An 18545-nucleotide genomic window follows, 5' to 3' on the forward strand; every position below is an offset into this window, starting at 1 on the left:
TGTGAAGATCAGAAAAAACCTTACCGCCACACTGATTGCTCTCGGGCTGTTTGCCGGCAGTGCTGCAAGCCAGGCCGCCGGTTGGTGCGAGTCGGGTAAACCGGTCAAATTTGCCGGGCTCAATTGGGAAAGCGGCATGTTGCTCACCGACATACTGCAGATATTGCTCAAGGACGGCTATGGCTGTGCGATCGATACATTGCCAGGCAACTCCATCACCATGGAAAGCGCCTTGAGCAATAACGACATTCAGGTACTGGCGGAGGAGTGGGTCGGGCGAAGCGAGGTCTGGAACAAGGCGGCGGCCAGTGGGAAGGTAGTCGGTGTGGGGGCACCGATTATCGGGGCCACCGAAGGTTGGTATGTGCCACGTTATCTGGTCGAAGGCGATGCCAAACGCAACCTCAAGCCCAAGGCTCCCGATCTGAAGAAGATCGCCGACCTGACCCAGTACGTGGCGCTCTTCAAGGACCCGGAAGAACCGGACAAAGGCCGTTTCTACAATTGCCCGGCGGGCTGGACCTGCGAGTTGGAAAACAGCGAGATGCTTAAGAGCTATGGCCTGGAAGCCAGTTATACCAACTTCCGCCCGGGTACAGGCCCGGCGTTGGATGCTGCCGTTTTGTCGAGCTACAAGCGGGGCGAGCCCATTCTTTTCTACTACTGGGCGCCGACGCCGTTAATGGGACAAGTCGATCTGTTAAAGCTGGAAGAAAAGCCGGGCGTCGATAAGAAAATCAGCATTCAGGTAGGGCTTTCCAATGTCTTTCACGAGCAGGCGTCGGAATTGGTAGCCGTTCTGGAAAAGGTCAATCTGCCGATCGACCTGTTAAACCAGAACCTGGCCCGCATGAGCAAGGAGCGTATCGATTCACCCAAGCTGGCGAAGATATTCTTCAAGGAGCACCCGGAAATCTGGCACACCTGGGTCAGTGACGCTGCTGCCAAAAAGATCGAAGCAACGCTTTAAAGGCAAGAAAGGGCATGGATGCCCTTTCTCTTATCGCCGCTGGAGTGCTTGCGTACGCCACCAGCGACCTGGCCGGGCTATTGGTCAGTCTGCCTAATCGATGATATCGGCCACACCCTGATCCTCCCCGAGAAATCCGCCGCTCTGGTGCTGCCACAGCCGCGCATAGGTTCCGTTCTTGCCGAGCAGTTCGGAGTGGGTGCCTTGTTCGATGATGCGACCGTCGTCCATGACAATCAGCCGGTCCATGGCTGCGATGGTAGACAGGCGATGGGCGATGGCGATCACAGTCTTGCCTTTCATCATTTCATCGAGGCTTTCCTGAATAGCCACTTCGACTTCCGAATCCAGCGCGCTGGTGGCCTCGTCCAGCAGCAGGATCGGCGCGTTCTTGAGCATCACCCGGGCAATCGCGACACGTTGACGCTGACCGCCCGACAGCTTGATGCCACGCTCACCCACCAGAGTGTCGTAGCCGCTATTGCCTTGCTTGTCGCTCAGTTGGCTGATGAACCCATCGGCCTGGGCACTGGCCGCCGCGCTGTGGATTTGCGCATCAGTCGCGTCGGGACGGCCATAGGCGATGTTGTCGCGAATGGAACGGTGCAGCAGGGACGTGTCCTGAGTGACCATGCCGATGGCGCTACGCAGGCTGTCTTGAGTGACATGCGCAATATTTTGCCCGTCGATACTGATCGCTCCTTCGTCCACGTCATAAAAGCGCAGCAGCAGGTTGATGAGCGTGGACTTCCCGGCGCCGGAGCGACCCACCAGGCCGATTTTTTCACCCGGCCGAATGCTCAGGTTCAGGGCATCGAGCACCTGACGTTCACCGTTGTAATTGAAACTCACATTATCAAAGGTTACCGCACCACCCGTGGTGACCAGCGCGGCTGCATCCGGCGCATCCTGAACCTTGGGGCCGCGGGTCAAGGTTTCCATACCGTCCTGTACGGTGCCAATGTTCTCGAACAGCGAGGTCATTTGCCACATGATCCAGTGCGACATGCCATTGACGCGCAACGCCATGGCGGTAATCGCTGCAACGGCACCGGTGCCAACCTGACCCTGGTGCCACAGCCACAGGGCATAACCACCTGCACCCATGATCAACGCAACGACCAATACCTGATTGACGATCTCGAACTGGCTGACCAGGCGCATCTGGCGAAAGCCGGTGAGCTTGAAGTCCTCCATTGCAGCACGTGCGAAGTGCGCCTCGCGTTTGGAGTGGGAGAACAGCTTCACAGTGGTGATGTTGGTGTAGGCATCCGAGATACGCCCGGTCATCGATGAGCGCGCGTTAGCCTGCTCCTGTCCGACTTTGCCCAGGCGAGGCACGAAATACAGCATGGCCAGACCGAACAGGGCGATCCAGGCAATGAAAGGCAGCATCAGCTTCAGGTCGAAGCCGCCGGCCAATGCAATGATCGCGATGAAGTACACCCCGATTCCGGGTGCGATTTCGATGAGGGTGAACAGCACCTCACGCACCGACAGGGCCGTCTGCATCACCTTGGTGGTGACACGGCCAGAGAATTCATCGGAGAAAAAAGAAAGGCTTTGGCGCAACATCAACCGATGGAAATCCCAGCGCAGCCGCAATGGCAGGTTGATCGCCAATACCTGGTGCTGCACCATCGTACGCAACGCCACCAGCCCGATGCTGGTCAGCAGTACCAGACCGATGCCCCACAGCACGCTACTTTCCTGCATGGCCGTCGCGTCGCCGGCCTTCCACGCCGACAGCAGGTCCACGACCTGTCCGAGGAAAGAAAACAGCCACGCTTCGTAAATCGATACGCCGGCACTCAATAGCGCAAGCGCCAGGATATAGCCACGAGCCCCCCGTGTGCAGGCCCAGAGAAACCGCACCAGACCGTCAGGAGGCGGCGGCACTTCGTCGGGCGGGAAGGGGTCGAGCCATTTTTCAAACGCGCGAAGCATGGTGGTCTCCGAAAGGATTTAGTGAAGATTCTGGCATTGGACGCCTGTGCACAATGCGTCGAGGCATTACCAGGGAATGCAGAGGTTTCTGAGCTTACGGGTCATTGGTCGTCGGCAACACTACGCAGGCTATCCCACAGTCCCATCATTTGAGTGACTGCAGCATCCAGTGTGGCATATGGAACACCGTCGCGAGCCAGTGTAGACAAGCCCAGAAGAAAACTGTCGAACGCAGCAGCGAGGGTCTCCGGTATCACCGTCGCGGGCAGCTCCCCTGCGGCAACGGCGCGGTGGATGCAGGCAACGATACCCGCACGATTCAGGTTCCGGGCTTTTGCGAGCGGTGCGGAAATAGCCTTGCTCTCTTCCGTGCAAGCGCTCATCAGGCCTAACGCCACCAGGCATCCCTTGGGATGATCGGGCTCGCACTGCATTTTTGCGGACCGGCGAAGGGTCAGTTCAATCGCCTCCCTGGGCGGCAGAGTGTTGTCAAACAGGCTGTCGGTAACCCGACCGTGGGTGGCGAGGTAGCGCTCCATCACCTCATTGAACAGCGCTTGTTTCGAGCCAAAAGCGGCGTAAAAGCTTGGCGCGGTAATGCCTCCGCCTATGTTCGCCTTCAATTGGCTCAAGGATGTCGCATCGTATCCATGCTCCCAGAACAAATGCAGCGCCTGATTGATTGCCACGTCACGGTCAAACGTGCGCGGACGTCCCATCTTTGCCATGCCAGGTCTCCTTCAGAATCATTTAAATACTAGTCGATACATAAGTCATTGACTACCTTGGATGTCCTGCCTATATTTGTATCGATCAGTATATTAGTGGAGAGATTCGAATGACGGCAGACGAGAAACAGTGCGAAAAACTTCCGCTCGGGGCATTGCTGGCTTTGGCGATGACAGGGTTCATTTGCATCGTGACCGAGACGTTGCCTGCGGGTTTGCTGCCCGAAATCGGCAGTGGCCTGGGAGTCTCGGCATCGTTTGCAGGGCAAATGGTGACTGTTTATGCGTTGGGCTCACTGCTGGCAGCCATTCCGCTGACCATCGCTACGCAGAGCTGGCGCCGCCGAACAGTCTTGTTGCTGACGATTGTCGGCTTCCTGATATTCAATTCCGTCACTGCGCTGTCTTCCAGCTACTGGCTGACCCTGATCGCGAGGTTTTTCGCTGGCGTCTCTGCGGGGCTGGCCTGGAGCCTTATCGCGGGTTACGCACGACGTATGGTCGTCCCGCAATTGCAGGGCCGCGCGCTGGCGGTCGCGATGGTAGGAACGCCCATCGCGTTGTCATTGGGCGTGCCTCTCGGAACCTGGCTGGGCGGGTTGATGGGCTGGCGCATGGCATTCGGGTTGATGTCCGGAATGACCCTGCTGTTGATCATCTGGGTGCTGATCAAAGTGCCGGATTACCCTGGCCAGTCCGCTTCACAGCGCATGGCATTGCGTCAGGTCTTTTTCACCCCAGGCGTACGCTCGGTACTGGGAGTGGTCTTCACCTGGATGCTGGCTCACAACATTCTTTATACCTACGTCGCGCCGTTTGTTTCCGAGGCCGGGTTGGCGAGTGACGTTGATTTGGTATTGCTGACATTTGGTGTCGCCGCGCTGGCAGGCATCTGGGTAACGGGACGGCTGGTTGATCGTCATTTACGCAAGACCGTGCTGGCCAGCCTCGCGAGCTTTGCGGCGGTTTCGGTGTTCCTGGGCCTGTTTTCTGGCTCGGCCCTGGCCATCTATGTAGGCGTATTTATCTGGGGCCTGACCTTTGGGGGTGCCGCCACGCTTCTGCAAACCGCGCTCGCCGACTCGGCAGGTGAGGGCGCTGATGTGGCGCTTTCGATGAATGTCGTTGTCTGGAACAGCGCTATTGCAGGCGGTGGGCTACTGGGCGGAGTGTTGCTTGGACAGTGGGGCGTGAGCTCGTTTACGTGGGTCTTGTTTGCATTGTTAGTGCTGAGCCTGGTTATTGCGCTGCGTGCGCGGGCTCATGGTTTTGCGAGAGGCGATCGGCTGATGGAGTAAATCGGTGCCAGTGGCTGGAGACAACCACTGGACTTGCTCTTCGCTCAACACATGGTCGTCGGCGAGGCGAGCGCCATGGCGTTATCGCATCGCCGGCCGATCGTCATTACGCAATGCTGTAAGCGTTGAATGCCTTGCCCTGTTGCAGGGCGGTGACGATGTTTTTACGGGTCACCGGCAGTTCGCTGCCTTCATTGTCGACGAAGGTTGTTTCCTGCAGTTCGGCGGTGTCGCCTTCGCCGACAAAGGTGAAACCAAGGAACTCGAGGGCTTCGCGGTCGACATTAAGGTTGGAACGCGGGGTGCGCAACGGCAGGCTGACACTCTGGCCATCCTTGCTGATGGTGTAGACCTCGGCTTCCTTTCGGGCACGCGTCGTTTTGCTCTTGGCGGTATTGGGGGTGCTGATCGCCTGATGCGTCTGGTTCAGCACCTTGAGCGCCAGGCCATATACCAGCTCCTGAAACGCCGGATCATTCTTGTAGCTGGACAGGATACGGCTGATCGGGAACTGCGTGCCAAGATCAGCCAGTGCTGCGCTGTCTGCTGCTTCGGCATCCTTGAGGCGCTTCAGTTGGCCCATCAGTTCGTAAGCTTTGTCGTCATCGTGCTCATCCTGCGCCAGGCGAATAGCTGCACGCAGCTCACGGATTTCTTCGCTTTCCTTGGCGGTCTGGAACGCATCAAGCACCATCTCGCTGATGGTCTTGGCCTGCGGCACGTGCTGGGAAAGACCAATTGCGCTTTCGTATTCCAGCTTGGAGGAGGTCAGGGCTTCGTTGGTCTGGGAATCAGGCATTGAATTTCACTATTTCAGGTTTGAGGCATTTCAGATGTGAGGCGCGAAAGGCTCAGGGCGTTTCGGGGGGCGTAATTTAGTGGAGCAACGCGAGGATGTCACGGGTCATTAGCCAGGAGGTGTGACTTGGCACCTTCAGCGACATTATTGGGCTTGTGGTGATTGGCTGACTCTGGGACACGCAATTGCACACTTTTTTACCCTCAGTCAGGTCCTTGGGCTCCTTTGACACGGAGCCGGATGCGCGAAAGGCGAAATGGTTTTGCGCATATGCAGTATCGAGACAGGCTATCTGATGGGTTGGCAGCGTTTGCCGGTCTCGATCCTCGGGGAATCGTGTTCACTCCCGCTTTTGTACTAACGAGGCGTCAAGGATAGCGTTGATGGTCGATGTCAAAAAAGACAAAGAGTTACTGAGAAAAATCATACGCGAAGAGTATGACAAGCCTGGTGCTGCTGCGAGGGCCAAAAAAATTGCTTTTCCCCTTCTTCCCAACAAACTGTTTAAGTTTCGGGGTATTACTAATGGTGCCCTTGATAATTTCGAAAGCGATACTTTGTTCTGCGCGAAGCCTAAAACTTTCAACGATCCCTTTGATTGTGGCTTGACCTTTAAAGTGCCTTGTGCGGAGATATTCAGTGGCCTGGAGTGAATCACGGCTAGCAATAGCGATACACAACACCTTGACAACGTGGTGAGTTTGCGCCGTAACAGTATTTTTCGTAGAGCACGTTGGCATTGACGGTAGAGCGAACGCATCACATTTGTCTGCTGATTTAGCGTAATGCGCTCGGGTTCGAAACTATGCAACGCGTGCCGCCCGCGTCAGGTTCGCTCGCAGACTTGGCGCTCCCGCAACGGGGCGAAGTGACGGGTGCGCCAGGCAACAAGCTGCTATACCAGCGCAGGTTTTCTGCCGCCCCAATCGACTGTCCAATTGAGAGTATGGTGGCTGAAAGCTAACCACCTGCAGAACCTAGCGCCATTCAAAAGCAGCAAGACGTTTCTCCAAGAATGCATCCATACCTTCTTTCTTGTCCCAGGTGGAGAAGCAAACCGCGCAAGCCTGGGCTTCTGCCTGCATACCCGATGTCACATCTGTATTCTCTACAACCGCGATGATGCGTTTGATCTGGGACAAGGCTATCGGCGCAAGTGTTGCGATTTGCATCGCCATGGCTTTTGCTTCTTTCATCAACTCGTCAGGTGCACACACTTGAGTGATCAGTCCTGATTCATAAGCACGTTGTGCGCTGAGGAATTGGCCGGTCAGTGTCATGTGCCGTGCGACGCCGCTCCCCACCACGCGTATCAAGCGTGGTATGCCGCCGCCTCCTGTCATGATTCCCAGCTTCGCTTCGGGAAATCCAAATCTTGCCGAATCCGAGGCGATTCGGATATCGCAGGCAAGCGCCAGCTCCAGGCCTCCACCGAGACACCAACCATTGACTGCGCAGATGACAGGTTGGGTCAAGGCTGAGATCCGATTGTTGAGGTGCAAAATACTTTCAGACAACGCCATCGATTCGGCACCGGTCATCGATGCCATGTCTCGAATATCCGAGCCTGCCGCGAATACCTTGGACCCAGCACCTGTCAGGATCACTGCACGTATGGATCGGTTTGACTCCAACTCTGTGACTAACGTCAGCAATTTTTCCCTGACTTCGGCACTCAATGCATTGGCGGCATCAGGCCTGTTGATAGTGATAGTCGCAACCGGTCCATCAATATTCAGGGTCACAACTTCAGTATTCTCAACGCTCTGAGGCTGTTTGTTTAAGGGCTGCTGAGTATCACTGAGGACCGTTTTCAGTCCAGCGAGCACGTCATTGTGCTGTCCAAGGCCTGGCACCACCGTCGGCTGCCCTCGGGACATAGTCGAGAAGTGGACCGGCTGTTCCGGAAGTCGCATCTCAAGTTCGCCGACATTCCCCTTACGAAACAGAGACCGCGCGACGGCCTGAGGTCCGTCCACGGCGTTGGCTACATCATCAATGGCAGCGCACGGAATTCCGGTTTTCTCCAACACCTGAACGATGCTGGCGACAGATCTCGATTGGCTCCATGCCTCAATGGCAGTTCGAAGCTCGGCTTCATTGATTCCCCGCAGTTCATCGCTCTGAAAGCGCGGATCCCGGGATAAGTCGGGGCGACCAATGATGAGAGCAAACTGTTCGAAAAGTTTGTTGTTTAAAACGGCGATAACGACATTCCCGTCGTGCGCTGCAAATGCACCGAATGGTGCGGAGAAGGGGTGACGGTTGCCTGTTCGAGTTGGAGCCTTGCCCGAGACCAGGTAGCTGGCCGCCGCAGTGGGCATGAGTGTGAGCAATGAGTCGAACATTGAAACGTCGATCTGACAGCCTTTTCCATTAGCGTTGCGTTGAACCACCGCCGCCAATATGGCCCAGGATGCGAATAATCCTGCAGTGAGGTCACCGAATGCCTCGCCGACAATCATGGGAGGGCCGTCCGCATCGCCGTTGATCGACATCAAGCCGGTCAACGCCTGGACGACCAAGTCGTAGGCGGGTTTTTCCTTGAAGGGGCTGTGTTGTCCAAAGCCGGAAATACTGGCGTAGATCAATTTCTCGTTCAATGAGCGCAGGGACTCATAGCCTATTCCCAGGCGATCGGCTACACCTGGACGAAAATTTTCCACGACGATGTCTGCAGTACTCGACAGTTGGCGTGCAGCGCTCAGGTCTTCGGGCTTTTTCAAGTCCAGAACAACGCTTTTTTTTCCTCGGTTCGCAAAAGCGAATAACGCACTTGATCCTTCTACAAAGGGCCCGACATGACGATAGTCGTCGCCCCCTGGTGACTCAATCTTGATGACCTCAGCCCCTAGATCGGCCAGCAACGCCGTGGAAAACGGTCCGGACAACACGCGGGTAAAATCGACAACTCTCAGGCCCGTGAGGGGGCCAGCGCTCGCCGAATCCTGAGTTTGGCTGGGTGATGCTGTGGTGGATGACATAGGAACCTCGGTCATTTTCTGAGCGTTTATGGATTGCGTGCGCGTCATTGAATGGGTGAATTTCACCTGGCTAATATAAACACGTCATGACAACCACATCAAACATGAAATGCCCTCCAAAGGCGGCTCGGGTGGCACTCAAGCCCGGCTTATGGCGCGCATGCGCCTGAATTCATTCGTGATAGGATTAAATCCTCTTTTAAAAGATGGGTGCCCCATTGCCTCTTCCTCTCTATCAACAAGTCAAGGCCTATGTACTGGACGGCATAGCAAGTGGGCGTTTCCGGTCCGGGGAGAAAATTCCCAGCGAAAATGAACTTGTCGCCGAGATGGGGGCTTCACGTTTAACGGTCAATCGTGCACTTCGTGAGCTGTCGGAGTCTGGCGTGCTGGATCGGATTCAGGGCGTGGGAACCTTTGTCGCTCCGCCGAGAGTCGCGTCTACCTTCATAAAGCTGCACAACATTGCCGACGACATCCGCAGTCGAGGACAGATCCTGACAATCAGGGTCCACAAGCTGGAACGGGTCAAGGCCAAGGCCAAAATCATGGCTGAGGTACCGTTGCTGCAGGGGGCAGGAGGGCAGGAATACTACTTTCATAGTCTATTGGTCTACTGCGCCGACGGCGTTCCGATTCAGCTGGAAGACCGGTATGTCTCGCCAAGCTTTGCGCCGCTTTACCTGGCTCAGGATTTCACCAGGCAATCGACGACTGATTACCTTCAGTCCATTGCGATGCCGACCAAGTCTGAGCACGAAATCCAGGCTGCGTTGCCGAGCGGGGTGGAGTCGACACTACTCGAGTTGGCAGGCCCTGAAGCGTTTCTGATACTGACGCGCAAAACGTGGGTCAATGATGCGATGACTTCTTTCACCCGGTTTGTACACCCAGGATCTCGACAACGATTTGTGGGCACAGCTCTGCTGAACGGGGCCCAGACTTAAGAGGCGGCACCAAACATTGCGCCGACATCTCTGCGTCCCACCGATCTGTAGTTCTACGGATTGCAAAAACCGGCCACCGAGCCGGTTTTTTATTGCCTGAACATTTTCGGGAGTGATCTGTGCGATCAAATCTTGCCTCGAAAAACTATCGACAGCGCCTACAGATCTAGATAGTGTAAACATGTCATGACAACTAGAGGCGGCGAAAAATCTCTCTCACGTTCGTTTTGGTCCGTGGCGAGTTGGCTCGGAGCTTGCTAGTAACTCTACATGACATGTAATGACATCCTAATTCGTTGAGGAGTGCACCAAATGAGGATCGGATTTATCGGCGCGGGCGTAATGGGTGCTCCCATGGTGCGGCGATTGCTGGACGCAGGTCATCAGGTCCGCGTCTGGAACCGGACGCCCGCGAAGGCCGAAGCGCTGGCGACGCATGGCGCGCAGGCGGTTAAAACACTGGCAGACGTGGCGACCGATGTGCAATTGCTGATTTCAGTCATCGAGAATGGTGCAGCGGTACGCGAAGTACTTTTCGCGCCAGAGTTGCTTGATCAGTTGGCCGAGGGTCAAGTGATCATTGATATGAGCTCAATCGCGCCTCATGAGTCCTCGGAAATTAACCAGCGTTTCCACGCAATGGGTATGTCCTATGTGGACGCACCGATTTCGGGTGGTCCGGATGGGGCCGAGCTGGGGACGCTGGCAATCATGGCGGGCGGCAGTGTCGATGCAATTGAATATGCCCGGCCCATATTGGAATGCATGGGCCGTGTAACGCACGTTGGCCTCTCAGGCGCGGGCCAGACGGTCAAGTTGCTCAGTCAGACCATTGCATCCACTGCCATCACTGCAGTCTCGGAAGTCATGGTTCTCGCCAGCAAACTGGGCCTGGAGCCAGCTCGTGTTCGCTCAGCGCTGACGGGCGGCTTTGCGGACAGCAAGATGTTGCAGATCCACGGTCTGCGCATGGAAGAGCGTAACTTCGTCCCGGGCGGCCATGTGCGGACTTTCCTCAAGGATCTCAACAACGCAGCGGCAATCATGTCCGCAAACGGATTGGTCTTACCCGTTGCTGATCTTGCGAGAAGTTATTTCGCGCAACTGGCGCAGGAAGGGCACGGCGACGATGACATCTCATCGGTGGTGTTGATCACCGAAAAGCGAAATGAGTGCGCCTGAGAGGGGTTGGGGGAAAGACTATTTGTCATCAGAGGCGCAGCCATGGGGCAGGTGAGTGTCTAGCTGTTTATTCCGACTGCCAAACCTCTTGGGTGGGGTTTGCGACGCTGATGAACACTTCTCTTCTTACCCGTTACACCTTGCATCGCACAGGGGCCGGACGTCCGGTGAGCTGAAGCATTACTTGCGGTCTGGTCCCTGCCCTTGAATGAGGAAGTGCTGTGATTACGTTTGAGAATGTCACTAAAGAGTACATCGGCGGCGCTGTTGCGGTGAACCAACTGTCGCTGGTTGCACCCACTGGAAAGTTGACTGTCCTGGTCGGACCTTCTGGATGCGGCAAGACAACGTCGCTTCGCATGGTCAATCGATTGATCTCGCCGAGTTCAGGCACGATTAGCCTCAATGGTGAGCCGACGTCAAAGATGGACGTGGCATTGTTACGTCGGCGGATAGGCTATGTGATTCAGCACGCCGGACTCTTTCCTCATCGAACTGTAATTCAGAATATCGCCACTACAGCGCTGCTGAATGGAATCAAGCCTTCCAAGGCGCGCACCATTGCATTGGAGCTGATCGAGCGTGTCGGGTTGGCGCTGGACTTCGCGGATCGGTATCCGTGGCAACTCTCGGGCGGGCAACAACAGCGCGTCGGCGTTGCCCGTGCGCTGGCGTCAGATCCTGAGTTCATGCTGATGGATGAGCCCTTCAGCGCCGTTGACCCGGTCGTGCGCCTGCAGTTACAGGATGAATTTCTGCGACTACAGCGCGAGATCGGCAAGACCATCATTATGGTGACCCACGATATTGATGAAGCACTCAAACTCGGTGATCAGGTAGCTGTTTTTCGCACCGGTGGTGAGTTGGCTCAAGTGGCTTCACCACAGGAATTGCTTACCCGACCCGCCGATGCATTTGTCGCTGATTTCGTCGGGCGTGATCGAGGGTATCGCTTTCTGGGATTCACGCCGATGTCCGACAATTTGCCTCTTCGTTTCGAACCGACAGTAAAGCTCGGTGAGTCAGCGCAGGCAGCACGTCACCTCGCTAATGATCGCTGGATCCTGGTGCTGGACGCGGCGGGGAGACCGCTCGGCTGGGCAGATGCTCCCAACCTGCAGGCGTCGGTTCAGGTTAGCGATTTGAACCTCAGCGGGACCCTGGCACCCGTCGATGGGACGCTTCGTCAACTCTTCGACGCCACCTTGAGTGCGCCAAGCCGACGCGGTGTTGTCGTGGGTAATGATGGCATGCTCCTGGGGACAGTAAGTCTGACGGACGTCGCAGCGGCACTCGGTGATACCCAGAATGCACCGGGCAGGAAAGTGTCATGAAGTTCGACTGGATAATGCAGCAATCCGGGACCATCGCGGGACTGTTCTGGTCACACTTGATCCTGTCACTGTTGCCGGTCGTGATCGGTCTTGCTCTGGCATTGCCATTAGGGTGGGCAGCGCAACGCAGCGGGGTTTTCAAGTCCGTCCTTCTGGGGGCCGCTGGCCTTCTGTACACCATCCCGGCACTTGCGCTGTTTGTGCTCCTGCCGGGGATCATTGGGACCAAAATACTGGACCCGATGAACGTGGTGATCGCCCTCACGGTTTATACCTTGGCACTGTTGATTCGCACGGTCAGCGACGGCCTGGATTCAGTGCCTGAAGAAACACTCCAGGCTGCTGATGCCATGGGTTACCGCGCCTTGCACCGCTTGGTTGCTGTCGAGCTGCCCATTGCAACCCCGGTCATCGCTGCCAATTTACGAGTGGCCGTTGTTTCCAATGTCAGCGTGGTTTCTGTCGCGGCGCTCATTGGCACGCCGCAACTGGGCATGCTGTTTTCACAGGGGATGCAACAGCGCTTTCTAACCCCGATTATCGTTGGCATCGTGCTCTGCCTCATTCTTGCGGTCCTGCTGGATGGGCTGGTGATTTTCCTGGCTGCACGACTCACTTCCTGGCAACCGCGCAGGGGGCACTCATGATCGACTGGCTCTTTGATCTTTCCCACTGGACGGGCTCTGAAGGAGTCCTGATGCTTGTCGCGGAGCACCTCCTTTACAGCGGCATCGCACTGCTGATCTCGGCGGTCATTGCGGTTCCAATTGGGCTGTATGTCGGGCATACCAGACGTGGCGTGGTTCTGGTCGCGGGGCTTGCAAACATACTGCGGGCGTTGCCCAGCATCGGTCTCATCGTCCTTCTGGTGATTCTCTTCGGTCCCGTTTTCGCGTCGGACCTGGCGTTCATTGTTCCGAGTCTTATCGTGCTCATTTTGCTCGCGGTTCCGCCCATCATGACCGGGACCTACGCCGGGATGGTCGCTGTTGATGAGGCCGTTGTCGATGCGGCACGAGGTATGGGCTACCGGCCATTGGAAATTCTGTTCCGTGTCGAGTTGCCTTGTGCGCTCCCGCTCATGCTGTCCGGGCTGCGTGGCGCAACACTCCAGGTCATCTCGACCGCAACCATCGCTGCGTATGTCTCACTCGGCGGGATAGGCCGATTGATTATCGATGGTCGCGCTCAGAACGATTATGCGCAGATGGCGGCAGGTGCGTTTCTGGTTGCTGTCCTCGCGCTCGGAGTCGATCTGCTGATCGGTCTGTTGTCTTTTCTGCTGGTATCCCCCGGGCTGACCCGGAGGGTGTCGAAATGCGTCCGGCGTCGTTCCATGTGTTGATGATTTCACCCACCTAACCTCCCTCGGGATCCTTTAGAGAGTTCAGACGATGATGAAAGCAATGTTTGCCTTGGGTTTGTTCGCTGTCTCCAGCCTGTTGACCGTTTCAGCCATGGCTGCCGAAAAGCCGACAACGGAGGCCATCACGATTGGTTCGGCGGATTTTCCTGAAAGCCAGCTGCTCGCTACGATCTACGCAAAAGCTCTGACGGCAAAGGGTATTGCGGTGAATACCAAACTGAATATTGGCAGCCGCGAGGTCTACCTGCCAGCGTTGCTCGATGGCTCAATCGATATGATTCCTGAGTATTCGGGTGCCACGTTGAGTTATCTCGACAAAAAGGCAACCGCGCATACTCCCGAGGAGGTGGCAGAAGCCTTGCGTAAGGCGCTTCCGGAGGGCATATCGATGTTGCCGCCATCTTCGGCTCAAGACTCTGATGTTGTCGTCGTCACCAAGGCCACTGCGGAGAAATACAAGCTTGTGACTATCGCTGACCTCAAGCCCGTCGCCAGCAAACTAGTCCTCGGTGGACCGCCGGAATGGAAGTCTCGCAAAGAAGGCGTCCAGGGTCTTAAAGACGTGTATGGCCTTACATTCAAATCATTCAAAACCCTGGACGTTGCCGGACCGCTGACGCTCTCCGCCTTGTTGAACGGTCAAATTGATGCTGCCGATATGACCTCGACCGATCCAGCAATCAAACGCAACAACCTTGTCGTCCTTGAGGACACTCTGAACCTCTTTCCAGCCCAGAACATTGTGCCGATTTTCTCGGCTAAAAAAGTCGGCCCTGAAGCGGCTGCCGTATTCAATGCGGTTTCCTCAGCGTTGACCACTGAGGATCTTATCGTCATGAACGGCAGTGTGGACGAGCATGAAAGTATCGACGTGATTGCTGATCGCTGGTTGACCGCCCACAAGATCAACTGAGGCACATGCGGCGTTGCAGCGACGTGGTGAGTTCCACCAACCGAATAACCTTTCAGTGAGGACACAATCTTGACCAGTAACATGACGACCGTCGAACTGGGTGCAGCGCCAACGTCTGTCGAGGATATTGCAGCGATTGCCTACGGGGCGCGTGTTGTTCTAGACCCTGTCTTGCTTGCCGCAATGAAACGCACGTCCGACCTCATTAAGTTCGAACTTGATAGCGGCAAGGCGATTTATGGGCTTACCACTGGCGTGGGTGACTTGTATTCAGTGCCGCTACGCCCGGACGAGATTTCACGATCGCAACTCAACATGTTGAGAAGTCACGCAAGCGGGGTAGGAGCACCGCACGACGACCAGGCTATACGCGCCATCATGGCCACGATGATCAAGGCTCTGCTGCAGGGTTCCAGCGGTGTCAGTTCCGACCTCATCATTACCATGACTGAGATGCTCAACCGTGGCGTCACGCCTTGGTCACCTGGTGGCGGCTCGGTTGGATATCTGATAGCGACAGCGCACATTGGCCTTGCTGTTTTTGGCCAGGGCCAGGCGTGGTATCAGGGAGAATTGCTGCCAGGCGGCGAGGCACTTACCCGAGCAGGTATCGCTGTACGCGAACCAGGCCCTCGGGAGGGGCACGCTCTTCTCAGCGGAACCTACGAAATTACCGGCATCGGCGCACTGGCGCTCCACGAGACGGAACAATTGATCGCTTTGGCAGATGTAGCGGGGGGGATGAGCCTTGAGGCGCTGAAAGGCAATACAAGGGGTTTTGACCCTCGCCTGCAACGCATGCGACCGCACCCCGGCCAAGTGAAAACCGCCGCACGGTTGATGAGCCTGTTGGACTCCAGTGAAATCATCGCGGCGAATGTCGATCACCGGCTACAGGACGCCCTTAGCCTGCGCTGCATTCCGCAAGTACATGGCGCTGTCCGTGACGCCATTGCCTATTGCCGAAGCGTGCTTGATATCGAGATAAACTCGGTGACGGACAACCCGGTTTTCGTTGTTGAGGACGATACGCTGATCGCCTTGCCCGGAGGCAATGGTCATGGTGCACCAACCGCGTTGGCACTTGATTTTCTGGCGGTGGCAATCGCACAACTCAGCAGCATGTCTCAGGCCCGCTCGGACCGTTTGACCAATAGTTATCTCAGCGGCTTGCCGGCATTTCTGGCAGATGGAAGCGGTTCGAACTCTGGTTTCATGATTCCGCCTTATGTTGCCGCCGCTCTGGCAGCCGATAACCGTGGGCTCGCGGCCCCTGCGAGTGTGCACACTGTTTCGACCTGTGCAGGCCAGGAAGATCACGTGTCGATGGGTGTAAGTGCTGCGCGTAAGGCGCGTGCCGCAGCGAACAACGCAGCATACATTCTCAGCGTCGAATTCATTTGCGCTGCCCAGGGTCTGGAGTTCCAGCGCCCGCTACGGCCTGGTCGAGGCACAGGGGCAGCCTACGATTTGATCCGTACTTGCGTGCCCGCACGTGACGAGGATCGAGATATGTATCCAGAGCTTCATGCGATTCGTGAAATGATGGACGACGGCCGGCTTGCCCGCGCAATCCAGAGCACTATCATCTAATTGATCAGTCCGCCACGAGAGCACCGTGGCGGACTTACAGTCTGTGATTGTCTTGACCGCGTGATGAGCGCACCGCGCGCAATGTCGCGAGCCTCCTTCAGGCCGATATCGGGGTAAGCGCCGATGGAGAAACGGTTTTCCTTGCCATACAGCCGATACTTCAATCGCCAATAACGTATTTTTTGATTTTAGTGGGATTTCATTACAGACTATCCGGATCCCCAAAAAACATCTGAATCCGCGACCTCAACCAACGCTCCCCCGGATCATTATCCTGTGCCCCCCTCCAGGCCATGTGCAGCTCAAACGTACGCGTCTCGATCGGCAGGTCTTCAGACCGAACGCCGCCAGCCGCCGTCAGCACCTGCGCGGCATAATCAGGCACGGTGGCGATGATGTCGGTGCCGGTCAGCAGTGTCGCCAGGCCATTGAACTGCGGCACGGCGAGGACGACGTGGCGTTTGCGGTCGATTTTTTCCAGGTGCTCGTCAATGAACCCGCTCAGGTCGCCGGCGAAAGAGACCAGTGCGTGGGGGCGGGCGCAGAAGTCGTCGAGGCTCAAGGGGCCGGGTATCGAGTCGGCGCGCAGCAATTGCGGCTTGCTCCTGCGCAGAACCTTGCGCTTGGCGTTGGCAGGCAGGTCCTGGGTGTAGCTGACGCCGACCGAGATTTCACCCGAGGCCAGCAATGGCGGCATGAGGATGTAATTGACTCGTCTGACCACCAGCACGATCCCTGGAGCTTCAGAGCGCAGGCGTTTGAGCAGGGTGGGCAGCAAGGCAAACTCGACGTCGTCCGACAAACCGATGCGGAACACTGAAGTGCTGGTGGCCGGGTCGAACTCTGAAGCACGGCTGACCGCTGTCGAGATGGAGTCGAGTGCCGGGGAAAGCAGGCCGAATATTTCTGTGGCGCGGGCGGTGGGCTCCATGCTGCGCCCGGTACGCACGAACAACGGGTCATCGAACAGGCCGCGCAGCCGAGAAAGCGCGGCGCTGATGGCTGGCTGACCCAGAAACAGCTTTTCCGCCGCACGCGTAACGCTGCGCTCATGCATCAGGGTTTCGAAAACGATGAGCAGATTGAGGTCGACGCGACGCAGGTCGTTACGATTCATGCGGAATATCTCGGGCCATTTGTCGGTTGGGACGTGAGCAGGGTGCGATAGTACGAGCAAATGCGGGTCTGGCGCAGGGAAAATTAATGGCAAGGCCACGGAATGTCCACATGGCTTGCAATGTCTCGTCGACATGCGAACAATGGCGGCCATTGCGCATCGTGGCTTCCAGACGCTTTCTGGCTGCGACATGCAGCTCACAGGACACAATCGATGACAGGCATGTCGACTATCAATAGCCACCGATAGTGTTCCCGGCAATGCCCGGATAAAGTTTGTGGCATCAAGGTTTACCAGGCGAGGTTCTAAATGTCCCGCACGATCCGTTTTCACCAGTTTGGCCCGGCCGAGGTGCTCAAGCTCGAAGAGCATCCTGTCGCGTCGCCTGTTACCGGCGAGGTGCAGGTGCGCGTCCAGGCCATCGGTGTCAGCTGGTACGACGTTCTCTGGCGACAAAATCTCGCGTCTACCCAGGCCAGGCTGCCTGCCGGCCTGGGTTATGAGATGGCTGGCGTGGTGACTGCGCTGGGCGATGGGGTCGACGATTTGCAAGTCGGCGACAAGGTCGCCAGCTTTCCGGCAGCCGATGCCAACCAGCACCCGGTCTATGGTGAAACCATCGTATTGCCGCGTCGGGCATTGACTCGCTACCCGGATGTGCTTTCGCCGGTCGAGGCCAGCGTGCATTACACACCGTATCTGGTGGCGTACTTTGCCTATGTTGACCTGGCGCGTATCAAGTCCGGGCAAACCGTGCTGGTCACCGACGCCAGCCACTGTTCCGGTCCTGCTTTCGTGCAGTTGGGCAAGGCGCTGGGCGTTCGAGTGATCGCCGCGACCAAAACTGAAGATGCCCGTGAGTATTTACAGTCGCTGGGTGCCGACAAGGTGGTGGTCACCGAAGAGCAGGACTTGTTGATGGCAATCAACAAGTACACCGAAAACCGTGGTGTCGATGCTGTTTTCGATGGCCTCGGTGGCCCGCAGATGTCGATCATGGGTGATGTGCTCGCGCCACGCGGCAGCCTGGTGCTGTATGGTCTGCAAGGCGGTAATCAGACGCCGTTCCCGGCCTGCGCTGCGTTCCAGAAAAACATTCAGTTCTACGTGCACTGCCTGGGCAATTTCACCGGCAAGCCTGAGCTGGGTATTACTCAGGATGAGGCTGCACTGCAACGCGCCTTGCAGCAGATCAATCAAATGACCGCCGACAAGGTACTTGCGCCGTTGCAGACGCGCAGCTTCCCGTTCGAGCAGGTGGTGCAGGCGCACCGTTACATGGACGTCTGCCCGATTGGTGGGCGTGCGGTGCTGGAAGTCGAATCGGTCTAATATTTTTTTGCCCTGTAATAAAAAAGCCCTCCGCT

Annotated in this window: 16 protein-coding genes and 1 pseudogene; 11 read left to right on the forward strand and 6 right to left on the reverse strand. The window is 56.7% G+C overall.

The annotated features are described in order from the left end of the window. Window position 1: 1 nt before the first annotated feature. Window positions 2-970: an ABC transporter substrate-binding protein gene (locus RYC18_RS10625; protein WP_316885774.1), complete on the forward strand. Its 969-nt coding sequence runs from the start codon at window positions 2-4 to the stop codon at window positions 968-970. A 93-nt stretch (window positions 971-1063) separates the two neighbouring features. Here the strand turns inward: RYC18_RS10625 and RYC18_RS10630 are convergent, their stop codons facing one another. After that, the gene (locus RYC18_RS10630) at window positions 1064-2917 is read right to left on the reverse strand and encodes an ABC transporter ATP-binding protein (protein WP_016980566.1); all 1854 of its coding nucleotides are present in this window, start codon (window positions 2915-2917) and stop codon (window positions 1064-1066) included. 101 nt (window positions 2918-3018) lie between these two features. Beyond that, window positions 3019-3645 carry a TetR/AcrR family transcriptional regulator gene (locus RYC18_RS10635; protein ID WP_316885777.1) on the reverse strand — a complete coding sequence of 209 codons (627 nt, stop codon included), beginning with the start codon at window positions 3643-3645 and terminating at the stop codon, window positions 3019-3021. 110 nt (window positions 3646-3755) lie between these two features. Between RYC18_RS10635 and RYC18_RS10640 the strand changes: the two genes are divergently transcribed. Further along, the gene (locus RYC18_RS10640; protein WP_316885780.1) at window positions 3756-4943 is read left to right on the forward strand and encodes an MFS transporter; all 1188 of its coding nucleotides are present in this window, start codon (window positions 3756-3758) and stop codon (window positions 4941-4943) included. Between the two features lie 106 nt (window positions 4944-5049). On the opposite strand, the gene RYC18_RS10645 is transcribed toward RYC18_RS10640, so the two are convergent. Further along, window positions 5050-5742, reverse strand: a complete 693-nt coding sequence (locus tag RYC18_RS10645; protein WP_057401798.1) for a hypothetical protein — start codon at window positions 5740-5742, stop codon at window positions 5050-5052. A 383-nt stretch (window positions 5743-6125) separates the two neighbouring features. Here RYC18_RS10645 and RYC18_RS10650 point away from each other — a divergent pair, with 383 nt between their 5' ends. After that, entirely contained in the window at window positions 6126-6395 is a 270-nt protein-coding gene (locus tag RYC18_RS10650) for a hypothetical protein (RefSeq protein ID WP_316885784.1), read from the forward strand. A gap of 324 nt (window positions 6396-6719) precedes the next feature. Here the strand turns inward: RYC18_RS10650 and RYC18_RS10655 are convergent, their stop codons facing one another. Next, window positions 6720-8726, reverse strand: a complete 2007-nt coding sequence (locus RYC18_RS10655) for a CoA transferase (protein ID WP_316885786.1) — start codon at window positions 8724-8726, stop codon at window positions 6720-6722. Window positions 8727-8944: 218 nt separating this feature from the next. Here RYC18_RS10655 and RYC18_RS10660 point away from each other — a divergent pair, with 218 nt between their 5' ends. From RYC18_RS10660 to hutH, 7 genes are all read left to right on the forward strand, one after another. After that, entirely contained in the window at window positions 8945-9673 is a 729-nt protein-coding gene (locus tag RYC18_RS10660) for a UTRA domain-containing protein (RefSeq protein ID WP_162234744.1), read from the forward strand. A 312-nt stretch (window positions 9674-9985) separates the two neighbouring features. Next, window positions 9986-10855, forward strand: a complete 870-nt coding sequence (locus RYC18_RS10665; RefSeq protein ID WP_054077715.1) for an NAD(P)-dependent oxidoreductase — start codon at window positions 9986-9988, stop codon at window positions 10853-10855. 221 nt (window positions 10856-11076) lie between these two features. Continuing rightward, window positions 11077-12189, forward strand: a complete 1113-nt coding sequence (locus RYC18_RS10670; protein WP_316885791.1) for an ABC transporter ATP-binding protein — start codon at window positions 11077-11079, stop codon at window positions 12187-12189. Continuing rightward, entirely contained in the window at window positions 12186-12836 is a 651-nt protein-coding gene (locus RYC18_RS10675; protein ID WP_316885793.1) for an ABC transporter permease, read from the forward strand. The genes RYC18_RS10670 and RYC18_RS10675 overlap by 4 nt, the downstream gene beginning before the upstream one ends. Then, window positions 12833-13534: an ABC transporter permease gene (locus tag RYC18_RS10680; RefSeq protein WP_054077718.1), complete on the forward strand. Its 702-nt coding sequence runs from the start codon at window positions 12833-12835 to the stop codon at window positions 13532-13534. The genes RYC18_RS10675 and RYC18_RS10680 overlap by 4 nt, the downstream gene beginning before the upstream one ends. Window positions 13535-13583: 49 nt before the next feature. After that, the gene (locus RYC18_RS10685) at window positions 13584-14468 is read left to right on the forward strand and encodes an ABC transporter substrate-binding protein (RefSeq protein WP_316885795.1); all 885 of its coding nucleotides are present in this window, start codon (window positions 13584-13586) and stop codon (window positions 14466-14468) included. A gap of 69 nt (window positions 14469-14537) precedes the next feature. Next, window positions 14538-16061, forward strand: coding sequence for a histidine ammonia-lyase (hutH, locus tag RYC18_RS10690; protein ID WP_316885797.1), 1524 nt, complete (start codon window positions 14538-14540; stop codon window positions 16059-16061). A gap of 68 nt (window positions 16062-16129) precedes the next feature. Here hutH and RYC18_RS10695 read toward each other — a convergent pair. Together RYC18_RS10695 and RYC18_RS10700 are read right to left on the reverse strand one after the other, a co-directional pair. Continuing rightward, window positions 16130-16240 (reverse strand): annotated as a pseudogene (locus RYC18_RS10695) (Arm DNA-binding domain-containing protein); the annotation flags it as partial. Between the two features lie 23 nt (window positions 16241-16263). After that, on the reverse strand, window positions 16264-17178 hold the full coding sequence (locus RYC18_RS10700; protein WP_002553328.1) for a LysR family transcriptional regulator: 915 nt from the start codon (window positions 17176-17178) through the stop codon (window positions 16264-16266). 309 nt (window positions 17179-17487) lie between these two features. Here RYC18_RS10700 and RYC18_RS10705 point away from each other — a divergent pair, with 309 nt between their 5' ends. Next, on the forward strand, window positions 17488-18510 hold the full coding sequence (locus RYC18_RS10705; RefSeq protein WP_005776975.1) for a zinc-dependent alcohol dehydrogenase family protein: 1023 nt from the start codon (window positions 17488-17490) through the stop codon (window positions 18508-18510). The last annotated feature ends 35 nt before the right edge of the window (window positions 18511-18545 follow it).

The sequence above is a fragment of the Pseudomonas syringae group sp. 247E2 genome (assembly GCF_032587795.1).
GTDB classification, from domain to species: Bacteria; Pseudomonadota; Gammaproteobacteria; order Pseudomonadales; family Pseudomonadaceae; genus Aquipseudomonas; species Aquipseudomonas amygdali.

Excerpts from the sequence above, each read along its gene's own strand:
- RYC18_RS10630 (WP_016980566.1), bottom strand. The coding sequence starts at position 2,917 with ATGCTTCGCGCGTTTGAAAAATGGCTCGACCCCTTCCCGCCCGACGAA.
- RYC18_RS10635 (WP_316885777.1), bottom strand. The coding sequence starts at position 3,645 with ATGGCAAAGATGGGACGTCCGCGCACGTTTGACCGTGACGTGGCAATC.
- RYC18_RS10640 (WP_316885780.1), top strand. The coding sequence starts at position 3,756 with ATGACGGCAGACGAGAAACAGTGCGAAAAACTTCCGCTCGGGGCATTG.
- RYC18_RS10645 (WP_057401798.1), bottom strand. The coding sequence starts at position 5,742 with ATGCCTGATTCCCAGACCAACGAAGCCCTGACCTCCTCCAAGCTGGAA.
- RYC18_RS10650 (WP_316885784.1), top strand. The coding sequence starts at position 6,126 with ATGGTCGATGTCAAAAAAGACAAAGAGTTACTGAGAAAAATCATACGC.
- RYC18_RS10655 (WP_316885786.1), bottom strand. The coding sequence starts at position 8,726 with ATGTCATCCACCACAGCATCACCCAGCCAAACTCAGGATTCGGCGAGC.
- RYC18_RS10665 (WP_054077715.1), top strand. The coding sequence starts at position 9,986 with ATGAGGATCGGATTTATCGGCGCGGGCGTAATGGGTGCTCCCATGGTG.
- RYC18_RS10675 (WP_316885793.1), top strand. The coding sequence starts at position 12,186 with ATGAAGTTCGACTGGATAATGCAGCAATCCGGGACCATCGCGGGACTG.
- RYC18_RS10680 (WP_054077718.1), top strand. The coding sequence starts at position 12,833 with ATGATCGACTGGCTCTTTGATCTTTCCCACTGGACGGGCTCTGAAGGA.
- RYC18_RS10685 (WP_316885795.1), top strand. The coding sequence starts at position 13,584 with ATGATGAAAGCAATGTTTGCCTTGGGTTTGTTCGCTGTCTCCAGCCTG.
- RYC18_RS10700 (WP_002553328.1), bottom strand. The coding sequence starts at position 17,178 with ATGAATCGTAACGACCTGCGTCGCGTCGACCTCAATCTGCTCATCGTT.
- RYC18_RS10705 (WP_005776975.1), top strand. The coding sequence starts at position 17,488 with ATGTCCCGCACGATCCGTTTTCACCAGTTTGGCCCGGCCGAGGTGCTC.